General features: G+C 67.1%; 19 protein-coding genes. 10 read left to right on the plus strand and 9 right to left on the minus strand.

The window, feature by feature from the left end:
- Positions 1–28: 28 nt before the first annotated feature.
- Entirely contained in the window at positions 29–580 is a 552-nt protein-coding gene (locus tag AC3QL3_RS17790) for a chemotaxis protein CheW (RefSeq protein WP_492895430.1), read from the minus strand.
- Between the two features lie 119 nt (positions 581–699).
- A complete protein-coding gene (locus tag AC3QL3_RS17795; RefSeq protein WP_492898975.1) occupies positions 700–1,056 on the minus strand; it encodes a response regulator in 357 nt (118 codons plus the stop codon).
- 411 nt (positions 1,057–1,467) lie between these two features.
- Between AC3QL3_RS17795 and gshB the strand changes: the two genes are divergently transcribed.
- Together gshB and AC3QL3_RS17805 are read left to right on the plus strand one after the other, a co-directional pair.
- Complete coding sequence (gshB, locus tag AC3QL3_RS17800; protein WP_492895432.1) at positions 1,468–2,412, plus strand: glutathione synthase; 945 nt, start codon at positions 1,468–1,470, stop codon at positions 2,410–2,412.
- Complete coding sequence (locus tag AC3QL3_RS17805; protein WP_492895433.1) at positions 2,409–3,284, plus strand: energy transducer TonB; 876 nt, start codon at positions 2,409–2,411, stop codon at positions 3,282–3,284. Before gshB ends, AC3QL3_RS17805 begins: the two co-directional genes overlap by 4 nt.
- A gap of 42 nt (positions 3,285–3,326) precedes the next feature.
- Here AC3QL3_RS17805 and AC3QL3_RS17810 read toward each other — a convergent pair whose 3' ends face one another.
- Positions 3,327–5,336, minus strand: a complete 2,010-nt coding sequence (locus AC3QL3_RS17810) for a DUF7933 domain-containing protein (RefSeq protein ID WP_492895435.1) — start codon at positions 5,334–5,336, stop codon at positions 3,327–3,329.
- Between the two features lie 388 nt (positions 5,337–5,724).
- Here AC3QL3_RS17810 and AC3QL3_RS17815 point away from each other — a divergent pair, with 388 nt between their 5' ends.
- From AC3QL3_RS17815 to AC3QL3_RS17835, 5 genes are all read left to right on the plus strand, one after another.
- Positions 5,725–7,974, plus strand: coding sequence for a hypothetical protein (locus AC3QL3_RS17815; protein ID WP_492895436.1), 2,250 nt, complete (start codon positions 5,725–5,727; stop codon positions 7,972–7,974).
- A gap of 176 nt (positions 7,975–8,150) precedes the next feature.
- Entirely contained in the window at positions 8,151–8,714 is a 564-nt protein-coding gene (locus AC3QL3_RS17820) for a YqgE/AlgH family protein (RefSeq protein WP_492895437.1), read from the plus strand.
- Entirely contained in the window at positions 8,698–9,189 is a 492-nt protein-coding gene (ruvX, locus tag AC3QL3_RS17825) for a Holliday junction resolvase RuvX (protein WP_492895438.1), read from the plus strand. The genes AC3QL3_RS17820 and ruvX overlap by 17 nt, the downstream gene beginning before the upstream one ends.
- A gap of 13 nt (positions 9,190–9,202) precedes the next feature.
- On the plus strand, positions 9,203–10,132 hold the full coding sequence (locus tag AC3QL3_RS17830) for an aspartate carbamoyltransferase catalytic subunit (protein WP_492895439.1): 930 nt from the start codon (positions 9,203–9,205) through the stop codon (positions 10,130–10,132).
- 81 nt (positions 10,133–10,213) lie between these two features.
- Positions 10,214–11,941, plus strand: a complete 1,728-nt coding sequence (locus AC3QL3_RS17835; protein WP_492895440.1) for a hypothetical protein — start codon at positions 10,214–10,216, stop codon at positions 11,939–11,941.
- A gap of 83 nt (positions 11,942–12,024) precedes the next feature.
- On the opposite strand, the gene AC3QL3_RS17840 is transcribed toward AC3QL3_RS17835, so the two are convergent.
- From AC3QL3_RS17840 to lptF, 6 genes are all read right to left on the minus strand, one after another.
- Positions 12,025–13,590 carry a class I SAM-dependent methyltransferase gene (locus AC3QL3_RS17840; RefSeq protein ID WP_492895441.1) on the minus strand — a complete coding sequence of 522 codons (1,566 nt, stop codon included), beginning with the start codon at positions 13,588–13,590 and terminating at the stop codon, positions 12,025–12,027.
- Positions 13,591–13,681: 91 nt separating this feature from the next.
- A complete protein-coding gene (locus AC3QL3_RS17845; RefSeq protein WP_492895442.1) occupies positions 13,682–14,809 on the minus strand; it encodes a PilT/PilU family type 4a pilus ATPase in 1,128 nt (375 codons plus the stop codon).
- Positions 14,810–14,928: 119 nt separating this feature from the next.
- Entirely contained in the window at positions 14,929–16,743 is a 1,815-nt protein-coding gene (locus AC3QL3_RS17850) for a hypothetical protein (RefSeq protein ID WP_492895443.1), read from the minus strand.
- 76 nt (positions 16,744–16,819) lie between these two features.
- Positions 16,820–17,941, minus strand: coding sequence for an acyltransferase family protein (locus AC3QL3_RS17855; protein ID WP_492895444.1), 1,122 nt, complete (start codon positions 17,939–17,941; stop codon positions 16,820–16,822).
- A gap of 59 nt (positions 17,942–18,000) precedes the next feature.
- Positions 18,001–19,089, minus strand: coding sequence for an LPS export ABC transporter permease LptG (lptG, locus tag AC3QL3_RS17860; protein ID WP_492895445.1), 1,089 nt, complete (start codon positions 19,087–19,089; stop codon positions 18,001–18,003).
- Positions 19,089–20,279 carry an LPS export ABC transporter permease LptF gene (lptF, locus tag AC3QL3_RS17865; RefSeq protein WP_492895446.1) on the minus strand — a complete coding sequence of 397 codons (1,191 nt, stop codon included), beginning with the start codon at positions 20,277–20,279 and terminating at the stop codon, positions 19,089–19,091. The genes lptG and lptF overlap by 1 nt, the downstream gene beginning before the upstream one ends.
- A gap of 216 nt (positions 20,280–20,495) precedes the next feature.
- Here lptF and AC3QL3_RS17870 point away from each other — a divergent pair, with 216 nt between their 5' ends.
- The 3 genes from AC3QL3_RS17870 to AC3QL3_RS17880 are packed head-to-tail and all read left to right on the plus strand — an operon-like array spanning position 20,496 to position 22,856.
- Entirely contained in the window at positions 20,496–21,977 is a 1,482-nt protein-coding gene (locus AC3QL3_RS17870; RefSeq protein ID WP_492895447.1) for a leucyl aminopeptidase, read from the plus strand.
- Entirely contained in the window at positions 21,974–22,423 is a 450-nt protein-coding gene (locus AC3QL3_RS17875) for a hypothetical protein (protein WP_492895448.1), read from the plus strand. Before AC3QL3_RS17870 ends, AC3QL3_RS17875 begins: the two co-directional genes overlap by 4 nt.
- 10 nt (positions 22,424–22,433) lie before the next feature.
- Positions 22,434–22,856 (plus strand): DNA polymerase III subunit chi, encoded by a 423-nt coding sequence (locus AC3QL3_RS17880; RefSeq protein WP_492895449.1) that lies wholly within the window; start codon positions 22,434–22,436, stop codon positions 22,854–22,856.
- The last annotated feature ends 116 nt before the right edge of the window (positions 22,857–22,972 follow it).

A 22,972-nucleotide genomic window follows, 5' to 3' on the forward strand; every position in this document is an offset into this window, starting at 1 on the left:
AACTGGTTCAATGGTCTTTGCGCGCCGTTCACGCCGCGGCCTGCTGGAATTCCGCCGTGCGCACCAGCTCGCCCATGCTGAACAGGCCCCACAGGACCTCGCCCGACTGCACGTTTTCGCCGACGTAGTGCGTATAGCGTTCGTCGATCTCGCCGACCGCCCCTGCGATCTGCTCCTGCGAGAAGCTGCGCTGGCCGAACAACTCGTCGACCAACAGTCCAACACTGCCGCCCGGCTGGCGCACGATCAGCACGCGCGTGGTTTCGCCGATCGCACTGCGCTGGCCGGCGACGAATTCGTACAAGTCCACCACCGGCACCAGGTTGCCGCGCACGTTGGCGATGCCGAGCAGCCAGCCGCGTGCGCCGGGTACCGCGGTCAGCGCGGGCGGGGTCAGGATCTCGTTGACCTCGGCGATGCTGCTGACGAAATGGCGGTCGCGCAGACGGAAGCCGATGCCGCGCCACAAGCCCGGCGCCTCGACCTGCTCGGGCGCGCCGGCGGCGTGCGCGAGACTGCGCTGCTCGTAGGAGGCGAGCGCTTCGAACGGCGACAGCGTGGCGGCGTCGACGCGATTCATGCGCCGCTCCGACACGCGCGCACACGCGACCCACGCGAGTTCACTGCGCGCGGCATGCAGGCTTCGTGCTGGTCAATGGCTGCCATCTCTTCCCCTGTCGATCGAATGGCAAGTCGGGCTTATCTAAGGTCCACGTGGCGGCGGATCGCTCCGAGCAGCTCCTCGCGCGTGAACGGCTTGGTCAGGTACTGCTCCGAGCCGACGATGCGGCCGCGTGCCTTGTCGAACAGGCCGTCCTTGGAGGACAGCATGATCACCGGCGTCGACTTGAACATCTGGTTGTTCTTGATCAGCGCGCAGGTCTGATAGCCGTCCAGGCGCGGCATCATGATGTCGACGAAGATGATCTGCGGCTGCTGATCGGAGATCTTGGCCAGCGCCTCGAACCCGTCGGTCGCGGTGACGACCTCGCAGCCTTCCTTGCGCAGCAGCGTTTCGGCCGTGCGGCGAATGGTCTTCGAATCGTCGATGACCATCACCTTGATGCCGGCCAGGCCACCCTCGTTGCTGTCGTCCACTCTTCCCCCTGCGTAAAACCGCCGGCATATCGCCAGCGGTCCGATGTCTCATTGTCGCGAGCATGCAAGACACGTACCCGGCATCGTCCGGATGCGGCCTGAAGCAACACGAGAATCCGCCTTATCCAACACGTCAGCGAGGCTGTCAAGTTGTTGCGATAAGCCCTCGAATTGCCGAGAGATCGGGCCCGCATCCCGGCGGGTGCGCAAGCCCCCCGAGTGTAATATGCGCGCGTTGCCGCCGATGCGACCTGCGTCGCGCTGCGAATGCCGCGCCCCGGCGCGCCGACGCGGCGGAGTTCGCAGCGGGCGGTCACCGTTCGCCTCTATGCTTGCCGCGTTTTTGCCCCTGCCCCGGATCGCCCCTCCATGACCCGAACCCTCGCCGTGCTGATGGACCCGATCGCACGGATCAATCCCAAGAAAGACACCACCCTGGCCCTGCTGCTCGAAGCGCAGCGCCGCGGCTACACCCTCTTGTACATGACGCAAGGCGACCTCGCCGTGCTCGACGGCAAGGCCTGGGGGCGCATGGCGCCGCTGGTCGTACGCGACGACCCGCACGACTGGTTCAGCCTGGGCGAGGCGGAATGGCGCGAATTCGCCGGCATCGACTTCGCGCTCGCGCGCAAGGATCCGCCGGTCGACGCGCAGTTCATCTACGACACCTTGGTGCTGGAATTGGCCGAACGCGACGGCGTCGCCGTCATCAATCGACCGCAGTCGCTGCGCGACTGCAACGAAAAACTCTTCGCCCTGCACTTTCCGCAGTGCTGCGCGCCGACCGCGGTGGCGCGCCGCGCGGCCGACATCAAGAACTTCGTCGCCCAGCACGGCGAGGTCGTACTGAAGCCGCTCGACGGCATGGGCGGGCGCAGCATCTTCCGCTCGCACCACGGCGATCCGAACCTGAACGTGATCCTCGAAACCCTGACCTCGAACGGCCGCGATTTCGCCATCGCACAGAAATTCATCCCCGAAATCCGCGCCGGCGACAAGCGCGTGCTGCTGATCGACGGCGAACCGGTGCCGTACGCGCTGGCGCGCATTCCGCAGGGCGACGAATTCCGCGGCAACCTCGCCGCCGGCGGCCGCGGCGAAGGCGTGCCGCTGTCCGAGCGCGACCGCTGGATCGCGGCCCAGGTCGGACCCGAACTGGTGCGTCGCGGCCTGCGCTTCGTCGGCCTGGACGTGATCGGAGACTGGCTGACCGAAGTCAACGTGACCTCGCCGACCTGCGTGCGCGAGCTCGACGCCGCCTTCGGCCTGAACATCGCCGGCACTCTGTTCGACCGCCTCGAAGCGACCCGATGAGCGACACGGTTCCGCTCGAACCCGCGTCCGGCAGCGCGGACCGGCTCGGCGTCACCTTGCTGTTCTCGATCGTCGCGCACGCGGTGCTCGCGCTCGGGCTGACGTTCGAGTTCGAAAAGCCGGCGCCGCGGCTGCCGTCGCTCGACGTGATCTTGGTGCAGTCGGCCAACAGCGAGAAGCCCGAGAAGGCCGACTTCGTCGCGCAGGCGAGCAACAGCGGCGGCGGCGAGGCGGACAAGGCGCATCGCCCGGCGCAGCCCTTGTCCGGACCTGTGCCCAAACTGCAATCGGGCGTCGCGCCGATGCCGCTCGAAGACGGCGCGCCGCGGCCGACACCACCGAGCCCGGTCGAACGGCTGACGCAACGAACTTCCGACTTCAAGATCCAGACCGACCGGCAAGCGCCCGAAGCGCCGGAGCGGCCGAGCCAGACTGAACTGGAAACCGAGCAGCGCCAGCTCGAGATGGCCAAGCTCGCGCAGGAGATCCAGAAGGAAACCGAGCAGTACGCCAAGCGGCCCAAGCGCAAGTACATCTCGGCCAATACGCAGGAATACGAATTCGCCGCCTACATGCGCGCCTGGGTCGCACGCATCGAGCGCGTCGGCAATCTGAATTATCCCGACGAAGCGCGCCGCAAGCAGCTGCACGGCCAGTTGGTGCTGACCGTCGGCCTGGATCGTTCGGGCAAGATCAAGAGCATCGACGTGATCCAATCGAGCGGCCACAAGGTGCTCGACGATGCCGCCGTGCGCATCACGCGTCTGGCCGAGCCGTTTCCGCCCTTGCCCGAGAGCAAGGAAAAGGTCGACGAGTTGTACATCTCGCGCACTTGGCAGTTCTTGCCCGGCGAGAGCTTGCGCACGCGCTGAACTCCGGCGGCGGCGCCGAAGCGCCGCGCCGGTCGCCGTCGTCTATAGCCCGCCATCGAACCCGTCCGCGAAGATCGCATCGCGGAACGGCGTCACCACCAAGGTCGCGCTGGCTGCGTTCGCGTTGTCGCCGAGCGTCGTGCGCAGGCTGCCGGCCGGCAGGGTGTTCACGTAGCTGCCCACGCTGGGCGAAACGATCGACACCGCCACCGTGCAGCTGCCGCTCGGGATGCGCAAACCCGTGCCGAGCGTGAGGACATTGGCGCCGGCGACGGCGCCGATCGAGCCGCCGGTGCAAGTCGTGACGAGACCGGGAGCGGTCGCCAGCACCAGCGGTTGCGGCAAGGCGTCGACCAAGGGCGAGGTCAGCGTCGCGACGTTCGCATTTGCGTTGTAGAGCGCGATGACGAGGCGTGCGGGCAAGCCTTCCATCTGATTCGCCGGCACGAAGCTCTTCTGCAGCGAGGGCGGCGACGACGGCGTCGACGCAGTCACGCGCAAGCTGGCGCTTGCCGCTGTCGCGTTCGCGCCGGCATCGGTTTGCAGGGCACCGGCAGCAATCGTGTTGGTCGCATTGGCGGCGCTGGATGCAGTGACCGACGCGGTCAGCGTGCAATTGCCGCGCGCGGGAATCTTCGCGTTCGCCGCGAGCGTGACCTGATTGCCGCCCGCACTCGCGCCGCCGCCCGCACAGGTCGTCGCCGCGTTCGCCGGGCTGGCGACGACCAGCGGCGCCGGCAGCACGTCGGCGAGGCCTGCGCTGAGCGTCAGCGGCGTCGCGTTCGGATTGCTCAAGGTCACGGTCAAGGTGCTGATGTCGCGCGCGGCGATGCTGGTCGGCGCGAACGCCTTCGTCACGCTCGGCGGCTGCGGTTGCGGCATCGTCACGCTGAGTGTCGCGCTGGCCGGGTCGGGATTCTCGCCGTTGTCGGTCTGCAACGCGCCGGCCGGAATCGTATTGACGAAGCGGCCGCCGGCGTCCGTACGCACGCGCACCTGCACGCGACAAGAACCACCGGCCGGAATCGACGCGCCGTTGCCGAGCGTGACTGTGCTCGCGCCCGGCGTCGCCAACACAGCGCCGCCGGCGCAGGTGGTGCCGGCACCGGCGGGATCGGCGATAACGACGTGCTCGGGCAGCACGTCGGACAAGTCGGCGGTTAGGCGCACCGCGCGCTGGATCTCGTTGTTCAACACGATCGCCAGCGTGCTGTCGCGATCACCATCGATCGAGGCCGGATTGAACGACTTCGCCACGGTCGGCGGCTGCGTCACCACGGCCAGCACGGCGACTGCGTCGTCAGGGCTGTCGCCGAGCGTAGTCTTCAACGCACCCGCCTCGATCAGATTGACGAACAGCCCCCCCTCCTGCGCGCGCACGCGCGCCTGCACCTGACAAGTACCGTTGGCGGGAATCGCCGCGCCCGTGCCGAGCGTCAACGTGTCGGCACCGGCCGTCGCGGTCAGCGCGCCGCCGGCACAGGTGGAACTCGCGCCCGGCGGATCGGCCAGCACGAGACCGTCGGGCAGTTCGTCGACCAGGCTCGCGCTCAAGGTCGCCGCGCGCTGGTTGTCGTTGGCGAGCGTCAATGACAGCCGGCTGGTGGCGCCGAGCACGACGCTGAGCGGCGCGAAGTCCTTGGCCAAAGTCGGCGGGGTGGAGGTGACGGTCAACGTCGCCGTGGCCGCGCTCGGGTTGTTGCCGAAGTTGGTCTGCAACGCGCCGCCGGGAATCGTATTGAGGAACGGCCCGGCCGCCGTCGTCGTCACCCGCACGTGCACCTGGCACTGACCGTTGGCCGGAATCGTCACCGCCTGGCCGGTGCCGTTGTCGCTCAAGGTGACCGTGTCGGTGCCGGGCGTGACCGAGACCGCGCCGTTCAAGCACGTGGTGCCCTTACCCGGCTGATCGGCGATGACGACCTTCTCCGGCAAGCGATCGAGCAGATCGTGCGTCAGCGTCGCGGGCAGCGCGTTCGGGTTGCGCAGGGTGATGGTCAGCGCGCTCGTCGCGCCGAGCACGATGTTGGGCGGATTGAAGCCTTTTGCCACGGTTGGCAATGCGGCTTGCGCCGGCGTTGGGCCGAAGGCGACGCAGGCGGAGGCGAGGAGGAAAACAAAGAACCGTGATTTGCACATTGCGCCGCGCTCTTGGGGACGTCGCAATGAGTGAGCGGAAGCGGTGAAGCATCACGCAGACATCGCCGGGGCGGCGTGCTCTTCGTGTAACGTCAGGCGGCGAGAAAGCGTCAAGCCCCTGTCGACCCTTCGCTACAGCCGACGGAGCTGCACACCGAATGCTTCGCCGCACACGCTCGTGCATCGACCGCGGAAAATCCAGCTCGCTTCCGACGGCCGGAGACGAGTCTCGTGGCAGATCGACTCGGTGAAACTGCTATACGATCGCGCCCGGCTACGAAGAGAGACGACAGGTGCCCGCATGACGTTCTTCAGAAGATCGATAGCAGCGGGTTACGCGTTTCGTCGCTCGCGTCGTGGCGCATTTCGGATGCTAGCGGCCTTGCTCGTTGCGACGTTGTCCTCGAATGGAAAAGCGGCGCAGATCGACATCGCCGGTCCGGCCGGAAGCGTGTCTTTCGGCATCGCCGTGACCCTATTGCCCAACGGCAACTTCGTCGTGATCGATCCCAAGGCGAACCGCGGCGCACAGAATGCCGGCGCGGTTCATCTCTACAGCCCGAGCGGCACGCTGATCAGTACGCTCCACGGTGACGAGCCTGACGACTTCGTCGGCGGTGGCGGTGTCGCCGTGCTTGCGAACGGCAATTTCGTCGTTTTGAGCCCCGGGTGGAACAACGGAACTTCGCACAGCGTGGGTGCCGCGACGTGGGTCGACGGCGTTCACGGTTTGTCCGGCGCCGTCTCGCCCGACAACTCACTGGTCGGAACGCAAACGAACGACTCGGTCGGCATCTACGGCGCCGCCCCCTTGAGCAACGGCAACTACGTCGTCATCAGTCCGTGGTGGAACAATGGGGACGCCGACGCGGCGGGTGCCGTGACGTGGGCGGATGGGCGCATCGGCATCCACGGAGCCGTCTCGATCCGCAATTCGCTGGTTGGAAAAAATCCATACGACCGTGTCGGCGACGGCGGCATGAATCGAGGTTACCAAGGCATTGCCCTACCTGACGGCAACTACGTTGCCGCGAGCCCCACTTGGACCAATGGAACGGCCGCATCCGCCGGCGCCGTAACGTGGATCGATGGAAACATCGGTCTTCATGGCGAAGTTTCGGCGAGCAACTCCCTAGTGGGAACCACGGCAAACGACAAGGTGAGCAGCGGCGGCATCGTGGTGCTGGCGAACGGAAACTACGTCGTGACGAGTTCGTTTTGGGACAACGGTTCGGCACCGGATGTCGGTGCAGTGACTTGGGTGGATGGAAAAAAAGGACTCTCCGGCCCCATTTCTCCGATCAATTCACTGGTCGGGACGATGGGAGGCGACTCGGTCGGGTACGCCGGGCGCGCCCACGTTACGGCGCTCAGCAACGGCAACTATGTCGTTCCGAGCTCGGGTTGGAGTAACGGGGACGTCCGATATGTCGGAGCAGTCACGTGGGCCAACGGGGCTCGCGGCATCTCGGGGCCCGTTTCAGTTCAAAACTCCTTGGTAGGAACCACCAGTCACGACCTCATAGGCGAAAGGATCATTGCGCTCACCAACGGCAACTACGTTACAAGCAGCGCTAATTGGACCAATGGCAATGTCCAGCTCGCGGGTGCCGCCACCTGGGGCGACGGAAACACCGGGCGTGTCGGCGCTGTCACGGCGGACAATTCTTTGGTCGGGACCAACGCGGCGGATTTCGTCGGAACGGAAATCGTCGCTCTCAGTGACGGCAACTACGTCGTCTCCAGCCCCAATTGGAGTGCCAACGCCTCCTCCGCCACCATCGGCGCCATCACTTGGGGCAATGGAGCGATCGGCACCGCGGGCGTGGTATCGCGCCAAAATTCGCTTGTCGAGACCGCGCAAACGGATACCGATGGAGTGGTCGCCCTGACCAACGGCAATTACGTGATAGTCAGCCCCAGCTGGAGCGATGACTACGGCTCGAGACCAGACATTGGAGCGGTGGCTTGGGTGAAAGGCGATCAGCCGGCGATAGGCGAACTCTCGGCCGATCGAGCATTGATCGGAGTGCATGCCCTAGATCGGGTCGGTCGCGGGCCGGTCGTCGCGCTGAGCAACGGCAACTACGTAGTTGGCAATCCTCTTTGGGGAAGTCCCTCAGCCGTCGGCGCGGTAACCTGGGCGGACGGGCGTACGGGATTGTCCGGAATCGTCTCTTCGAGCAATTCGATGATCGGGCCGTTGACGCAGAGTCCGCTCGGCAACTACGGGATTGTTCCACTCGAAGACGGCAACTACCTGGTTCTCAGTGGCCCCACGATCGTCGATTCGACAAGGGACGCCGCGATCACGCTGGTCGACGGTTCTCGACCGGCGGCAGGCAACGCGCCAGTCGAGACTAGCGTTCGCGGAATCGTTCCGCGCAATGGCCCCGACCTAAGCTACGCCTACGATGCCCGGCGGCGCACGTTGTGGGTCGGCCGGTCCAGCGAAAATATCGTCAGCAGAATCCAGCTGGGACCTGCGCAGGAAGTGCGCCGCTCCGAGCGCCCCATTCCACCGATCCTCCTCCACGCACGACCTCGCTAGCCCTCTTGCAGCCTTCGTTTTGCGTCGCGCCGACTTCGGTCGCGCCACAGCGGCGCCGTTTTGCCGTGGTATGACAAAACATCGCGCGGAGACGCATTCTGAGCCGCACGTGACCAATCTGCTCCGCGTGCTCCGTACGCCGGGCGTCCGCACCGACTCCTGAGTACAATCCACCCATGCCCGACCCCACCCCGCTGAGCAACCAGCTGCTGATCGCGATGCCGGCCTTGCGCGATCCGAACTTCGCGCGCGGCGTGACGTTTCTGTGTCAGCACGGCGAGGACGGCGCGATGGGGCTGATGATCAACCGCATGTCCGAATACCGCCTGGGCGATGTGCTTGCGCAGATGAACATGCATTCGGAGATTCCCGACATCGTCGATGCGCCAGTGCTGATCGGCGGCCCGGTGCAGCCCGAGCGCGGCTTCGTGCTGCATTCGCCGAACGGCGATTGGGAATCCTCGTTCCGCATCTCCGATCGCGTCAGCGTGACGACCTCGCGCGACATCCTGGTCGCGATCGCGGCCGGCAACGGACCGCGCCACGCGGTGGTCGCGCTCGGCTACTCGGGCTGGAGCCCGGGCCAGCTCGAGCAGGAACTGGTCGAAAACCACTGGCTGACCGCGCCGGCGTCCGAGCGCGTGCTGTTCGAGACGCCGCTGGAGCAGCGCTGGGAAGCCGCCGCGCATCTGGTCGGGGTGAATCTGTTCCAGATGGCCAGCTATGCCGGCCACGCCTGAGCGCCCTTCGTCTCTCGCTTCGAGCACAGATTCCGATTCTGGCAACGTTTTCGGCTTCGACGTCGGCACCCGCCTGATCGGCGTCGCGCTCGGCAATCGCCTCACCGCCAGCGCACGTGGATTGGCCGCGCTGGCGAGCGGCGAGTGGGCGCGTCTGGATGCGTTGGTCGCCGAGTGGCATCCGCAGCGTTTCGTGGTCGGCCTGCCGCTCGCACTTGACGGCGGCGAGCAGCCGATGACGCGCATCGCGCGCGAGTTCGCACGTGCGCTCGAGCGGCGCTACGCGCGCACGGTCGAGCTGGTCGACGAACGCCACAGCTCGCGCGAAGCGGCGCGCCGTTTCGCCGAGCGCCGCGCCGAAGGCAGCGCCAAGCGCAAGCACGCGGCCGAAATCGACGCGCTCGCCGCCGCGGTCATTCTGGAGCGCTGGCTCGCCGGCGCCGCGCGCGATCGCGCCGGTTCCCCTTCTCCTTGATAGTCCGATCCGCATGTCCAACCCGCACGAACGCCTGCGCCACCTGTTGACTCTCGAAGACCTAGGCCGCGAGCGCCTGCTCGCCCTGCTCGATCGTGCCGCGGAGCTGCGCGCGCAATTCCGCCAGGGTTCGCTGCCGCCGCTGTTGGCCGGGCGCACGGTGATGAATCTGTTCTTCGAGCCGTCGACGCGAACGCGCACCAGCTTCGAACTCGCCGCGCGCCGGCTCGGCGCGCTGGTGGTCAACTTCGACATCGCCAGCTCCTCCACCAGCAAGGGCGAAACGCTGGAGGACACGCTGGCGACGCTGGAAGCGATGGACGCCGACGCGTTCGTCGTGCGCCACAAGGAAAACGGCACGCCGGCGCAGCTGGCCGCACACGCGCGCCGCGCCGCGGTGTTGAATGCCGGCGACGGCAACCACGCGCACCCGACCCAGGGCTTGCTCGATCTGCTGACCATGCGCGACCGCAAGGGCCGCATCGAAGATCTCACGGTGACGATCTGCGGCGACATCCGCCATTCGCGCGTCGCGCGCTCGGACGTGCACGGTCTTACCGCGCTCGGTGCGAAAGAGATTCGCCTATGTGGACCCGCCGCTCTGCTGCCCGACGCGCAGCAGTTCCCGCAATGCCGCGTCGGCGAGGATTTCGACGCCGCTCTCGACGGCACCGACGTGATCGTCATGCTGCGGCTGCAGAAGGAGCGCATGGACAGCCTGACCGGGCTCGACGAGAACGCCTACTTCGCTCGTTACGGGCTCGACGCGACACGCCTTGCGCGCGCGCGCAGCGACGCGATCGTGATGCATCCGGGGCCGATGAACCGCGGCGTCGAGATCGCCCCCGAGGTCGCCGACGGTGCGCAGTCGGCCGTGCTCGATCAGGTCGCCAACGGCGTGTTCGTGCGCATGGCGGCGCTGACCGAACTGCTCGGGCGCTGACCGCCGCGAGTCGTGGATCACGGGCCCGCCGGACAGGGGCCTGATACAATTGCGGGCTGTCTTCGACTGGGGAGTTGATCGATGCGTCACTACGCAAGGAATGGACTGGTCGCGCTCGCCGCTGCGATCTTCGTAGCAGCCTGTGGCAAGAAAGCCGACGACGACGCACCGATCGCGTTCGTGCCGGCCGACACGCCGTACGTGATCGCCGCACTCGAACCAGTGCCGGATGCGACCGCGAAGTACTTGAGCGCGCAGGCGCAAGGCATCTGGTCGGCCATCTTCCCGATGTTCGAACAGATGATGACCGAGAGCGAACAGAAAACGGACGACACGGCGACACCCGAACAGCTCGCGCTGCAAGCGAAGACCCGCCGCGTGATAAAGGCGGTACTGGAAGAGGTCCGCGGCCGCGACACGCCGGAGAAATGGCAGGAAGTCGGGCTCGGCACGCAGGTGCGTTCGGCCATCTACGGCGTCGGCCTGCTGCCGGTGCTGCGTGCCGAAATCCTCGATCCCGACAAATTCCGCGCGATGATCGCGCGCATCGAACAGAACGGCGGCGAGAAGCTCGGCACCGCACGCGTCGGCGAGCAAGACGTGTGGACGATCGGCGGCGATCCGCTGCTCGGCCTGATGGCGATCGAAGGCAAGCACCTGGTCCTCACGATGGTGCCCGCCGGCGCCGACGAGCCGCTCAAGCGTCGCGTGCTCGGCCTCGACCGGCCGGCGCAAAGCCTGGCCGACACCAAGGCGCTGGCCGACTTCAACAAGGCGCGCGGCTACCTGCCCTACGGCAGCGGCTGGATCGACACGCGCCGCGTGCTCGCCCTGTTCAACGACGATCCCGCGCTGGCCGCGCTGGCGAAAGCCGCCAACGAGCCGAAGCCGGAACTCGACGCCGCCTGCCGCGGCGAACTCGACGCGCTCGCGGCGAAGGCGCCGCGCTTCGCCATCGGCTACAGCCAGTTCGACACCCAGCGCATGACGATGCGCATGCGCCTCGATCTCGACCCGGCGCTGGCGAAAGCACTGGCGGCGCTGCCGACCGCCCTGCCCGGCGCCACTTCCAGCGACTCGCTGTTCGATTTCGCGTTCGCGCTGCCGGTGCTGCGCGGTCGTGACTTCCTCGTCGCGCAAGCCGACGCGGTCGCCGCGGCACCGTTCAAGTGCGAGCTGCTGCAGCCGCTGAACGCCGAGATGGCCGAGATGAAGGGCAAGATCGAAGAGACGATCCCGCCGCCGCTGGCCGACCTGATCGGCGTGCGCATCACGCTCGATCGCCTGGTGCTGCCGGATGCGAGCAACGGCGACAAGCTCGATGCGGCAGGCCGCGTGCTGGTCGGCAGCAACAACCCGGCCTTCCTGACCGGTCTGGCGCAGATGTCGGTGCCGGCGCTGCAGAAGATCACCTTTAAGCCCGACGGCAAGGCCGTCGCGATTCCGTCCGAGGTGGTACCGGGCGGCTACGCGGAAGGCCACGAGATCCATGCCGCGATGGGCGCGAAGACGCTCGGCCTCGCGATCGGCAGCAACCAGGTCGCCAAGCTCGAAGCGGCCGTGGCGGCCACGCCGGGCGCACCCGGCGCGCTGATCGAATCCAGCTTGGACGGCAAGACGTACAAGCTGCTCGGCGATGCGTTCGCCATGTTCGCCGATAAGATGCCGGACAAGGAACGCAGCTCGATCGAAGCGCAGCGCAAGCTGTACGCGCTGTACGCGCAGTGGTTCAAGCGCCTCGGCGGCAGCATGAGCTTCGGTGCCGAAGGCATCGACATCGTGCAGGATGTCGAGTACGCCAAGCAGTAGCTTCGAGCGTCCTCCTATCCCGCCGCCGGGATAGGAGGACGCGATTCATACTCGCGCGAATACTTGGTATCGAAGGACCGCTGCTACAAATCGCGCGCCAGCAGCAAGTCCAAGTGCAGGCGCCCGTCCAACCCCGCCGCCGCATTCGCCTCGCGCCAGATCGCCATCACCTCGTCCGGCTCGACGCAGCGCTGACGCCGGCCGTCGCGGTGCAAGACCACGAAGGCCGGATAGAAACGGCGCAGCCAGCGCAGATAGTCGATCGGCGCGCTCGCCGCGGCGCGCTCGATCGCCCACGGATGGAACTCGCTGATCAGCGTGGGACGGAAGCGCTCCAGCGTGCGTTCGAGCCCGCGCATCGCCAACGGCTCCATGCCTTCGACGTCGATCTTGATCAGATCGAGCCGCTCGCACGTGCGCAAGGTGTCGTCGAGCACTACCACCGGCACGCGCTCGCCGCTGCCGTGCGCCTCGCGCAAGCGCTCGCCGGCTGCGGCCGGGCGTGCGCTGTTGGAGGTGGTCGGATGCGTGCGCAGTTCGATCGCTCCGACCCGATCGGACGCGGCCGCCGCGACGAGTTCCAGCTGAGCGAAGCCGTTCGCCTGCGCCGAGCGTGCGATCAGGCGGCGATTGCGCGCGATCGGCTCGACCGCGATCACGCGCCCCTCGGGCCCGACCAGCGAGGCGCCGAGCAGGCTCATCAGCCCGATGTTCGCGCCGACGTCGAGCATGACGTCGCCGGCGCGCAGGCGGTCGCGCAACGCCTGCGCGACGTGCGGTTCGTGCGTCTGCCCGGCCAAGGTCGGTGCACCCATGTGCGCATCGCTGGCATAGGCGTAGACGCGATAGCCGTTCTGCTCCACCGCCTGCGGCGCTTCGGCCTCGTTGACCACGTACCAACGCCGTCCGCGCCAGCCGGGACCGGCGGAGGCGTCGTCGAGCGCGTACAACAGATGCAACTGCGGTTGGCGCGCCAGCCGCGCGAGCAAATCCCGCTCCGGCAACGCATGCATCTCGAAGACTTCGCGCCGCCGCCAGAGCAGGCGTCGCAAAGGATTGAGCCAGCGATTGGGTGTCAATCCAAACAGGCGGCCGCGCAGGCTGTCGTCGGCATCGTCGACGAAATGGAACACCGCCGCGCCGCCCGGCGCCAGCACGCGAAAGAATTCCTCGACATACCCGGCCGCGAGCGCAGCGGGAATGTGCTGCAAGGTGATGTGCGAGAACACGAAGTCGACGCTGGCGTCGGCGATTCCCTGCAGTCGCGCCGAGGCGTTCTCGCGAAACTCCAGATGCGCCAAATCCGCGTTCAACTCACGCGCCGCCGCGATCATGCTGGGCGAAACGTCGACGCCGATCACCTGCTCGAAATGCGCGGCCAGCGCACGCGAGAGCCGGCCCACGCCGCAACCGAAATCGAGCGCGAGTTCGCGCCGCTGCGGCCAGCCGGCGGCGCCGAGCAGTTCCAGCTGCGTGTCGATTTCGAGCTGCCCGGTGGCGAGAAACTCGTCGATCTGCCAGCGCCCGCCGCGCTTGTCGGCTTGCGACAGCACGGCCCACAGCGGATCGTCGCGGCCGAGCGTCTGCCAGACGCGGCGCAGGTGGTTCAGCTGCCGGGATTCGGCATTCGGGAGCGGGGATTCGGACACGCGCGGGCAATCGGTTCATACGCGCTCGACGCGCGAACCGGCAATCTTAGCCTTTCACCAATCCCGAATCCCGATTCCCCAATCCCGGCCTTCAGGTCTCTACCAACTCGACCCCATCCAAACCCTGGCTCAGCGTATGCGCATCGCCGCCCTGGGCGAGCTTGATCTTCAGGCGCACTTCGTTGGCCGAGTCGGCGTGGCGCAGCGCGTCCTCGTAGCTGATCTCGCCGGCCTGGTACAGCTCGAACAGGCTCTGGTCGAAGGTGCGCATGCCGAGGTTGGTCGATTCCTTCATCACGTCCTTGAGCTTGTGGATCTCGCCCTGACGGATGTAGTCGGCGATCAGCGGCGTGCCGAGCATGACCTCCATCGCGACGCGGCGCGCCTTGCCGTCCGGCGTCGGGATCAGCTGCTGCGCGACCACGCCCTTGAGGTTCAGCGACAAGTCCATGAAGAGCTGCTGGCGGCGGTCTTCGGCGAAGAAGTGGATGATGCGGTCCATCGCCTGGTTCGCGTTGTTCGCGTGCAGCGTGCACAGGCAGAGATGGCCGGTTTCGGAGAAGTTGATCGCGTGCTCCATCGTCTCGCGCGTGCGCACTTCGCCGATCATGATCACGTCGGGCGCCTGGCGCAGCGTGTTCTTCAGCGCGTTCTCCCAGGTATCGGTGTCGATGCCGAGTTCGCGCTGGGTGACGATGCAGCCGGCGTGGTCGTGGACGTACTCGATCGGGTCTTCGATCGTGATGATGTGGCCGGTCGAGTTCTGGTTGCGATAGCCGACCATCGCCGCCAGCGAGGTCGATTTGCCGGTGCCGGTGGCGCCGACGAAGATGATGATGCCGCGCTTGGTCATCGCCAGCGACTTGATGATCGCCGGCAAGCTCAGCTCCTCGATGGTCGGGATGCGCGTTTCGATCCGGCGCAGCACCATGCCGACGCAGTTGCGCTGATAGAAGCAGGAAACGCGGAAACGGCCGACGCCGGTGACCGAGATCGCGAATTGGCACTCGTGCGTTTTTTCGAATTCCTCGCGCTGCGACGGCGTCATCACGTTCAGCACCATGTCGCGCGACTGCTGCGGCGTCAGCGCGTTCTGGGTGATCGGCGCGATGCGCCCGTTGACCTTCATCGACGGCGCCACCCCGGCCGTGATGAACAGGTCCGACGCCTTCTTGTGCGACATCAACTTGAGATAAGAGGTGAAATCGATGCTGCTCATCTTGTAGCCCCCGGGACCGGCCTGCGCCGGAGCGCGGCCATCTTACACCTCGCCCGAACGGGCCCGCTGCGACGCTTGCATGGTTTTTCGCGACGTCGGACGCGTTCCGCGCGAGGTGGCTAGAACGCGACCAGATCGACCCCACGCGAGTTGCCGCCGCGCAGATCGACTTCGACCTCGACGCCCGCACCGGCCTCGCACACGGCGCAGGCATAGACCGCGACGAACGCATCCGAAACGGAGGGCGCAACACTGCGCCCGTTCATGCGCACCGTGACGGTCGGCAACTCGGTCAAGCCGTAGCCGATCTTCGAGATCGCCAGCCGTTCGGACGCACCGAGGTGCAGCGTGAGCACGCGGTCTCCTTCGAGCGCGGCAGGAATCTGTGCCGGATAGACCGGCGCGTCCGGCGGCGAGAAGCCGGCCGCGTCGCCGAGCGGCCGCGCCGCGATCAAGCCGATCGATCCGATCCGGTGCGCCGGCACCGCGCCGAGGTGTTCGAACATCGCGCGGGATAGTCCGAGCCAGTGTTGACGCGCGGCGTCAGCGCCGCCGATTTCGACGTCGCTGCGACCGCAAGCGAGGCGCATCGCGATCGCCTGATCGCTGGCCAGTTGCGTCGCGTACGCGCCGTGAATGCTGGCGCCGCTCTGCTCGCACAGAAAACGCCCGCTCTTGCGCTGCGCATAGGCCGGCATCAGCGGCAGAGTTTCGGCATTGCCCGCGCGCGCGCTCTTGATGTCGAACAGTGGCAGCCACTCGAAGGTCCAGGTGCCGCTAGCCTGGAATTTCGCGTTGCCCGCGAGCGTGAGCAGGCAGGCCCCCAGGCTCACCGCGACGACTCCGGCGCGAACCGTCCGCGCGAGACGCGTTTCGCCGAGCGCCGCCAGGCCGATCGCGACCAGTCCGGCCAGAATGAACCAGATCGAGGCGGCCATGTAGTACGGCGTCGCCGCGCGCAGCAAGGTCGTCGTCGCCAGCATCGCCAGCAAGGCCGCCGCAGAGCACGCGATCACGCGCTGCGTGCGCGCTTCGCGCACGGCGAAAACCAGACCGATCGCACCGGCGGCGCCACCCGTCGCGACCACGGCGGCAGCGGCATCGGCCCAGAGCGAAGGCCAACCCAAGGTCGGCGCGAACCATTCGCGCGTGCCGCCCCAGGCGACGCCGGTGAACAGGCCGACGACGTCGAACGCGCGGCCGGTCGCGCTCTCGTTGCCGAGGTAGGCGGTCGCCCGGCCCAACTCGGCAAAACCGAGCGAGGCATCCCAGTAGAAGAACGGCAAGAGCGGCAGCAAGGCCAGCACAGCCGCCGTCGCGACATCGCGCAGACGCAAGGCACCTTGCCGCCATGCCCACAGCATCGCGCCGAGCCCGATCCAAACCAACCCCGCGTTGGCCGGGTGCGCGTGAATGGCGAGCACGCCGAGCAGAGCCATCGCGGCGAGGTAACGTGTGCGCGGCCGTTTGCAGTAACGCACCGCGCACAGCGCGAACGCGAGATCGAGCGGCAGCGACAGCAGCGGATGCGACGGCAGCAGCCACTCGAAGGTCGACCAGTTCGGCACCAGCAGCCCGACCGCGAACAGAAGGCCGGCGCGCCGGCTGTGCAAGGCCTTGCCGAGCAGATAAGCGAGCGGAACCTGCAACGCGGCGAGCAGGCCGAGCAAGAGCAAGGTGGGCAACCAGGACCGGCCGATCGCCAACAGCGCGGCCAACAAATAGAACCAAACCGGGCCGAGATGGATGGTCTCGTTCAAGACCGGACCGTAGAGCGGGAATTCCGCGCCGTGAACGATGCGGTAGGCAACGAAGAAGTCTCGCGCCAGCCCCATGTGCACGCCGGAGAAAGGAATGCGCACGAGCAGCAGCGCCATCAGCAGCGCGAGCGCGAGGTTTCGCGTCAGACGCGAGGCGATCAAGCGATTGGGCATGGAGGCGAACCCGCGTCCCGGCGGAAGTATCGATCCGCGCGCGCTGGCGGCGAGAGCGAATCCACTGGATCGAAGCTCATCGGGCGCTCTCGCCGGCGTCGCGATGATAGTTGCCGCGCAAACGCAGGAAAGGCAGCTCGACGTAACGGTAGGTCAAGGCCGACAAGGCCAAGGTCAGCGGCAGCGCGAACAGCAGCGTATTGAGCAGTGCGTCGGCGATCGCGTTCCCAGTGAAGGTCAGCGGCAGTGCGTACTGGACCATCAAGTAGATGAAGATGAAGTGGCTCAGGTAGATCGAATAGGAGATCACGCCGATGCCGGCGAGCAGGCGCGAAAGGCGGCCGTCGAAGCGGTTCGCGAACGCGACGTAGCCGAGCACGAAGGCGGTCCACAAGGCGCCCTCGACGGTCGGCCAGACGATCTTCCAGGTCGCCGTCGACGGCCAGCCGCCGGCTGCGTTGAACGCGTATAGGGCCGCAATCACCGCCAGCAGAGCCGCCGCCGCGAGCGTACCGCCGCGGCGCGGCGACAACGGATGCTCGCGCAGAAACCACGCCGCCCACATGCCGAGCAGGAACTGATCGAGGCGGCCGAGCAAGGTCAGATAGCTGAGTTCGCGCGCGTTGCCGCCGCTGGCCACGGCAATGCCGCGGAACAGCAGCATCACCGCGAGCAGGCCGAGCAGTTGGCGCGTCCACGCCGGCTTCAACACCAGCACGAGCAGCGGGAACAGCACATAGAACTGCCACTCGATCGCGATCGTCCACAGCAAACTGGTGAACGGTGGCGCGATCAGCGCACCGGGCAGGTTGGCCAGACCGAACACGGTCTGCAGCAGCGCCGCCCAGCTGAAATGAGCCGTCGTCGCCACGCCTGCCAACACCAGCAGCAGGAACAAGGGATAGGTGCGCAGCAAGCGGTTGCGCAGGAAGCGGCCGTAGTCGACACCCGACTCGAGCGCGGCCTGGGTCAGAATGAAGCCGCTCAACACCATGAACAGCGCGACCGCGGTATGGCCTTCGGCCAGCGCGGCGAGCAGCGGATTGGCCGGCTGCAGCCAGTCGTCGATGCCGAACTCGCGATGGAAGCGCGTGAAAAACGAGAACAAATGCAGGCCGTGATAGAACACGATCAACAGCGCCGCATACGCACGCAGGTGATCGACGGCCGGCATGTAGCGGATGTTGACGCTGCGCAAGCGCGCCTCGGGCGGTATGGGCCGCGCGGACTATAGCGGTTCGACCCGCTACGCGCGCATCAGGCGTGGCGGCGGAAGTACGCCCACGCCGCTGCCGCGAGCAGCAACGGCGGGACCGTATTGGCGAGGCCCGGGTGCAGGTTGTAGACCGCACCGAGGCTGACGATTGCGCGCTGCAGGAAATAGAAACCGAGCGCGAGCACGATGCCGATGAACAAGCGCTTGGACAAGCCGCCGCTGCGCAACGCGCCGAACGCGAACGGCACTGCGCAGAACGCCAACGCGAGCACGTTGATCGGATAGAACACACGCGCCCAGTACGCGCTGCGGAAACTCGATGCGTCCTGGTTGTTGCGGTCGAGGTAGAAGATGTTGCGGCCCAGATCGCCGAGCGTCATGTACTGCGGCTGGATGATGCTGAGCGCGAGCAGGCGCGGATCGAGCCCGGATTTCCAGCTGCTTTCCGCCTGCTCGGTGCTGCTCGCCTTGTCCGCTTCGAAGTCGGTGCGGCGCACCTTGCGCAGAATCCAGTCGTCCTGCACGTGCGCGGCGGTGCCGGCGACCGAGAGCGAGCGCAAACGCCCGTCCGGATCGAACTCGAACACGCGCACGCCGTCGAGATCGACCTCGCCGGAACCGGCCTGGGTGCGGCCGCGGCGCGCGCTGATTACGGTTTCGCCGTCGCGCGCCCACAGCGAGCCGCCCTTGGCCAGCGCGACGTCCTTCGACTTCGCCGCCAAGGACAGCGCCTGCGCCTTGCGCTCACCCCACGGCCCCAATGTCTCGCCGAGCACGGCGGTGCCAAGCGTGAGCAGGCCGAGACCGAACGCGACCGAAGCGCAGATGCGCAGTTTGGAAAGGCCGGCCGCGCGCAACGCGGTCAGCTCGCCGCTGTTGGCGAGGCCGCCGAGGCCGAGCAGGCCGCCGATCAGCGCGGCGTAGCCGAACATTTCGTAGAAGCGTCGCGGCACGGTCAGCAGCACGTAGGTCGCCGCCTTGGTCAGCGTGTACTGGCCTTGGCCGACGTCGTTCAACTCGACGATGAAGGTGCGGAACGCATCCAGCGCGACCAGGGTGCACCAGGTCATGCCGACCGCGGTCAGCACGGCCATGGCGACGAGACGGTCGACGCGCTTGAAGATCACCATTACGCCGCCCTCTTCGCCGCACGCGGCGCGCGCAGGCGCTGGCCGCTCCAAATCAGCCAGCCGGCCAGCACCAGCGCCGGCAGGTACACCCACCACAGACCAAACCCCGGCGCGAGCTTGCCGGCGCTGATCCACGAGCGCCCGAGCAAGAGACCGTTGTAGTAGACCAGCCAAAGCAACAGCGCGAGCAGCAGACGTGCATAGCGCGGCTCGCGCGGACTCGATTTGGACAGCGGCAGCGCGAGCAAGGTCAGCACCAGCACCGACAGCGGCGCGGCCAGGCGCCAGTGCAGCTCGGCGCGCATCACCGGATCGTCGCTGGCGCGCATCAAGACGCCGGTCGGCGCCGAGCGCTTGGCGCTGATCTCGTTGCTGTCGCTGTCGCTGTCGGGAAGCTTGATGTCGTTGCGCGCGAAGCGCATCAGGCGGAAATCGTCTTCGCCGAGCTTGCCCTCGACGCGGAAACCGTCCTGCAGCGCGATGTAGCGGCCGACGCCGTCGGCGTCGTGATAGAGGTAGCCGTGCGTCGCGGTGATCACGTCGATGCGTGTCTTGCCGTTGTCTTTGTCCGGCCGCTCGTTCTCGATGAACATGCGCTTGAAGCGGGTGCCGTCGGCCGACATCTCGCCGACGTAGATGACGCCGTCGCGCCCGGGCAGGTCGACGAAGCGGCCCGGTTCGAGACCGGCGACGATCAGCGAGCGGCTGGCCTCCTGCATCAGGGTCTGCGCCAAACGGTCGGCCGCCGGCGCCAGCCAGAACGACAGCACGCCGAGCAGCGCCATCGCCGGCAGCGCGAACAGGGTGAGCGGACGCAGCAGGCCACCGGCGTCGAGCCCGGACGATTGCAGCACCGCCATTTCGCTGTCGCGCCACAGGCGTCCGTAAGCGAGCAGCACGCCGAGCAGGGTCGCCAAGGGCAGCAGGATGGTCAGCGCGCCGACACTGCGCAGGCCGATCAGGGTGAACAGGAGGTCGGCCGGAATGCGGCCGCGCGCGATTTTCGCGAGCAGGTCGGCGACCGCGCCACCGACCATGACCAGGAGCAGGATCGCGCTGGCGGCCAGCACGCTGGTGGCCACTTCGCGCAACAGATAGCGGTCGATGATGCGCAGCCGCAGCCAGCGCGAGCCGCGCAGGGCGGCGAGGCTTTGCCTTAGAATGGACGGCTTGGCTTGCGGGTTGGTCATGCAGCGGGTCTGCTCTGGGCGGATCGGGTCGGGCGGAACGTCCGCCGCAGCCAGCCGGCAAGTGTACCCCGCGCGGCACGCCGATCATGCAGAGGCGCGCTTTAACGGCAGATGGACGCCCGCTGCGGCCGCTGCCCCCCGCCGCACCCCGGCCGTCGCTTGCGAACGGCGCCGGCATGCCCAGTTTCGTAGTCGACCAGAATGGACAATCGTTCGATGACTCTGAAGTTCAGCACCACCCACGACGCCCCCGAAACCGCGACCGCGCCCTGTCTCGTCGTCGGCCTGTACGAGGACCGCACCTTGAGCAGCGCCGCCGCGCGCGTGGACGAACGCTCGGGCGGTGCGATCAAGCGCCTGATCGACAGCGGCGACGCCACCGGCAAGCCCGGCAGCACGACCCTCTTGTTCGGCCTCGCCGGCATCGCCGCGCCGCGCGTACTGGTGGTGGGTCTGGGCGAGCAGAAGAAGTTCGACGCGACCGCGTTCCATCGCGCCTCGCACGACGCCGGCCGCGCGCTGAAAAACCTGCCGATCGACGCCGCCGTTTCGTATCTGACCGAGATCGACGTGCCCGGCCGCGATCTCGCCTGGAAGCTGCGCACCGCCGCGCTCGCCGCCGATGCGCAGGCCTATCGCTACACGGCCACGTTCAAACCCAAAGAGGCGTCCAAGGCGCCCCAGCTCGGCGCGCTCGCGTTCGCCGCGGCCGATGCGTCCGCCCGCGCGCTGGAGCAAGCCAGCGCGATCGCCAGCGGCGTGCGCTTCGCGCGCGAACTGGGCAACCTGCCGCCGAACGTATGCAACCCGGCCTACCTCGCCGCGCAGGCGCAAAAGCTCGCCGAAGAGCACGCCGGCGTCAGCGTGAACGTGCTCGAGCGCGAGGACATGGCCAAGCTCGGCATGGGTTCGCTGCTCGGCGTGGCGCAGGGCTCGGCCAATCCGCCCAAGCTGATCGTGCTGCAATGGAAGGGCGGCGGCGAAGCGAAACCCTATGCGCTGGTCGGCAAGGGCATCACCTTCGACACCGGCGGCATTTCGATCAAGCCCGGCGCCGGCATGGAGGAAATGAAATTCGACATGTGCGGCGCCGCCGGCGTGCTCGGCAGCTTCCTCGCCGCGGTTCTCTTGAAACTGCCGCTCAACCTGGTCTGCATCGTGCCGGCGGTCGAGAACATGCCCGACGGCAACGCTTACCGCCCGAGCGACGTCTTGACCAGCATGTCCGGCCTGACCATCGAAGTGCTGAACACCGACGCCGAAGGCCGCCTGATCCTGTGCGATGCGCTGACCTACGCGCAGAGCTTCGATCCGGAGGTCATCATCGACGCGGCGACCTTGACCGGCGCCTGCGTGGTCGCGCTCGGCAAACATGCATCCGGCCTGATGAGCAAGGACGACGAACTCGCCGAGCAGCTGCTCGCCGCCGGCAACCACACCCACGATCGCGCCTGGCGTTTGCCGTTGTGGGACGAATACCAGAGCCAGCTCGACTCCGGCTTCGCCGACGTCGCCAACATCGGCGGCAAGTACGCCGGCGCGATCACCGCCGGCTGCTTCCTCGCGCGCTTCGTCAACGGCCGCCGCTGGGCCCATCTGGACATCGCCGGCACCGCCTGGGAAGAGGGCCGCAAGGGACTCGCCACCGGCCGACCGGTGCCGTTGCTGACCCAATACCTGATCGATCGCAGCGCGTGAACGCAGCCGACTCTTTCCAGCGCTACAAGGTGCAGGCGATCGCCGCGGTCTTCGGCATCAACCTGGTCTTCGGCGCGCTCCTGGTCGTGTTCTACCCCGGCTTGACCGACACCGGCACCGCGCAGGCGACGGTCGAAGCGCTGCGCGGCAGTCCGCTCAACATCCTCTACCAGCTGGCGACCCTGCTCGCCTGCTTCGCCTGGCTGCATTTCGATTCGCGCCAGCTCGACATCCGCCGTCCGTGGTGGCTCAACGTCGGCATCGTGCTGATCACCTCGATCTTCGTGCCCTACTATCTGTACAAGACGCGCCCGGCCGGACAACGCGGCCAGGCGATCTTGAGCTTTCTCGGCGTGGTGTTCGGCAGCGTGGTCGCGATGATGATCGGCATGTTCCTCGCGCTCGCGCTGCATCCAGGCGCGGTCGAATCGAGCCAGACTCTGTAGCCGCCCTGCCATGCCGCGCGCGGATTTTTATCTCATCGACAAGCCGCGCTTCCGCGAGGATCCGCTCTTGCTCGTGTGCGAGCTGACCAAGCGCGCCTACGCCAGCGAGCAGCCGACCCTGATCCTCGCGCGTTCGCAGGACCAGGCCGAAGCGCTCGACGAAAAGCTGTGGGAGTTCGACGAGCATGCCTTCATCCCGCATCAGCTCGCCGGCGACGACGACGACGCGATCACCGCCGTGCTGATCGTGCCGCCCGGTATCGACGCCGCCGATCGCGCGCTGGTGATCAACCTGCGCGACGAGTGCGCACCGGGCCTGTTCGAGCGCGTGCTCGAGGTGATTCCGGCCGACGACGCCGAGCGCGCCGGCTCGCGCGAACGATGGAAGACCTACAAGCAGGCCGGCTTCGAGGTCGCCAAGCACGATATGTGAGAGGGGCCGGGATTCGGGATTCGGGATTCGGGATTCGGGATTCGGGATTCGGGATTCGGGATTCGGGGAAAGCTAGCGCGGTTGCGGTTCGCGTGCCCATGCTGCTGTCGTTGTGC

Source organism: Dokdonella sp. GW821-FHT11D02 (assembly GCF_058808595.1).

Bases quoted from the DNA above. Each gene is read 5' to 3' on its own strand.
- AC3QL3_RS17790 (WP_492895430.1), bottom strand. From the start codon at position 580: ATGAATCGCGTCGACGCCGCCACGCTGTCGCCGTTCGAAGCGCTCGCC.
- AC3QL3_RS17795 (WP_492898975.1), bottom strand. From the start codon at position 1,056: ATGGTCATCGACGATTCGAAGACCATTCGCCGCACGGCCGAAACGCTG.
- gshB (WP_492895432.1), top strand. From the start codon at position 1,468: ATGACCCGAACCCTCGCCGTGCTGATGGACCCGATCGCACGGATCAAT.
- AC3QL3_RS17805 (WP_492895433.1), top strand. From the start codon at position 2,409: ATGAGCGACACGGTTCCGCTCGAACCCGCGTCCGGCAGCGCGGACCGG.
- AC3QL3_RS17815 (WP_492895436.1), top strand. From the start codon at position 5,725: ATGACGTTCTTCAGAAGATCGATAGCAGCGGGTTACGCGTTTCGTCGC.
- AC3QL3_RS17820 (WP_492895437.1), top strand. From the start codon at position 8,151: ATGCCCGACCCCACCCCGCTGAGCAACCAGCTGCTGATCGCGATGCCG.
- ruvX (WP_492895438.1), top strand. From the start codon at position 8,698: ATGCCGGCCACGCCTGAGCGCCCTTCGTCTCTCGCTTCGAGCACAGAT.
- AC3QL3_RS17830 (WP_492895439.1), top strand. From the start codon at position 9,203: ATGTCCAACCCGCACGAACGCCTGCGCCACCTGTTGACTCTCGAAGAC.
- AC3QL3_RS17835 (WP_492895440.1), top strand. From the start codon at position 10,214: ATGCGTCACTACGCAAGGAATGGACTGGTCGCGCTCGCCGCTGCGATC.
- AC3QL3_RS17845 (WP_492895442.1), bottom strand. From the start codon at position 14,809: ATGAGCAGCATCGATTTCACCTCTTATCTCAAGTTGATGTCGCACAAG.
- AC3QL3_RS17850 (WP_492895443.1), bottom strand. From the start codon at position 16,743: ATGCCCAATCGCTTGATCGCCTCGCGTCTGACGCGAAACCTCGCGCTC.
- lptG (WP_492895445.1), bottom strand. From the start codon at position 19,089: ATGGTGATCTTCAAGCGCGTCGACCGTCTCGTCGCCATGGCCGTGCTG.
- lptF (WP_492895446.1), bottom strand. From the start codon at position 20,279: ATGACCAACCCGCAAGCCAAGCCGTCCATTCTAAGGCAAAGCCTCGCC.
- AC3QL3_RS17870 (WP_492895447.1), top strand. From the start codon at position 20,496: ATGACTCTGAAGTTCAGCACCACCCACGACGCCCCCGAAACCGCGACC.
- AC3QL3_RS17880 (WP_492895449.1), top strand. From the start codon at position 22,434: ATGCCGCGCGCGGATTTTTATCTCATCGACAAGCCGCGCTTCCGCGAG.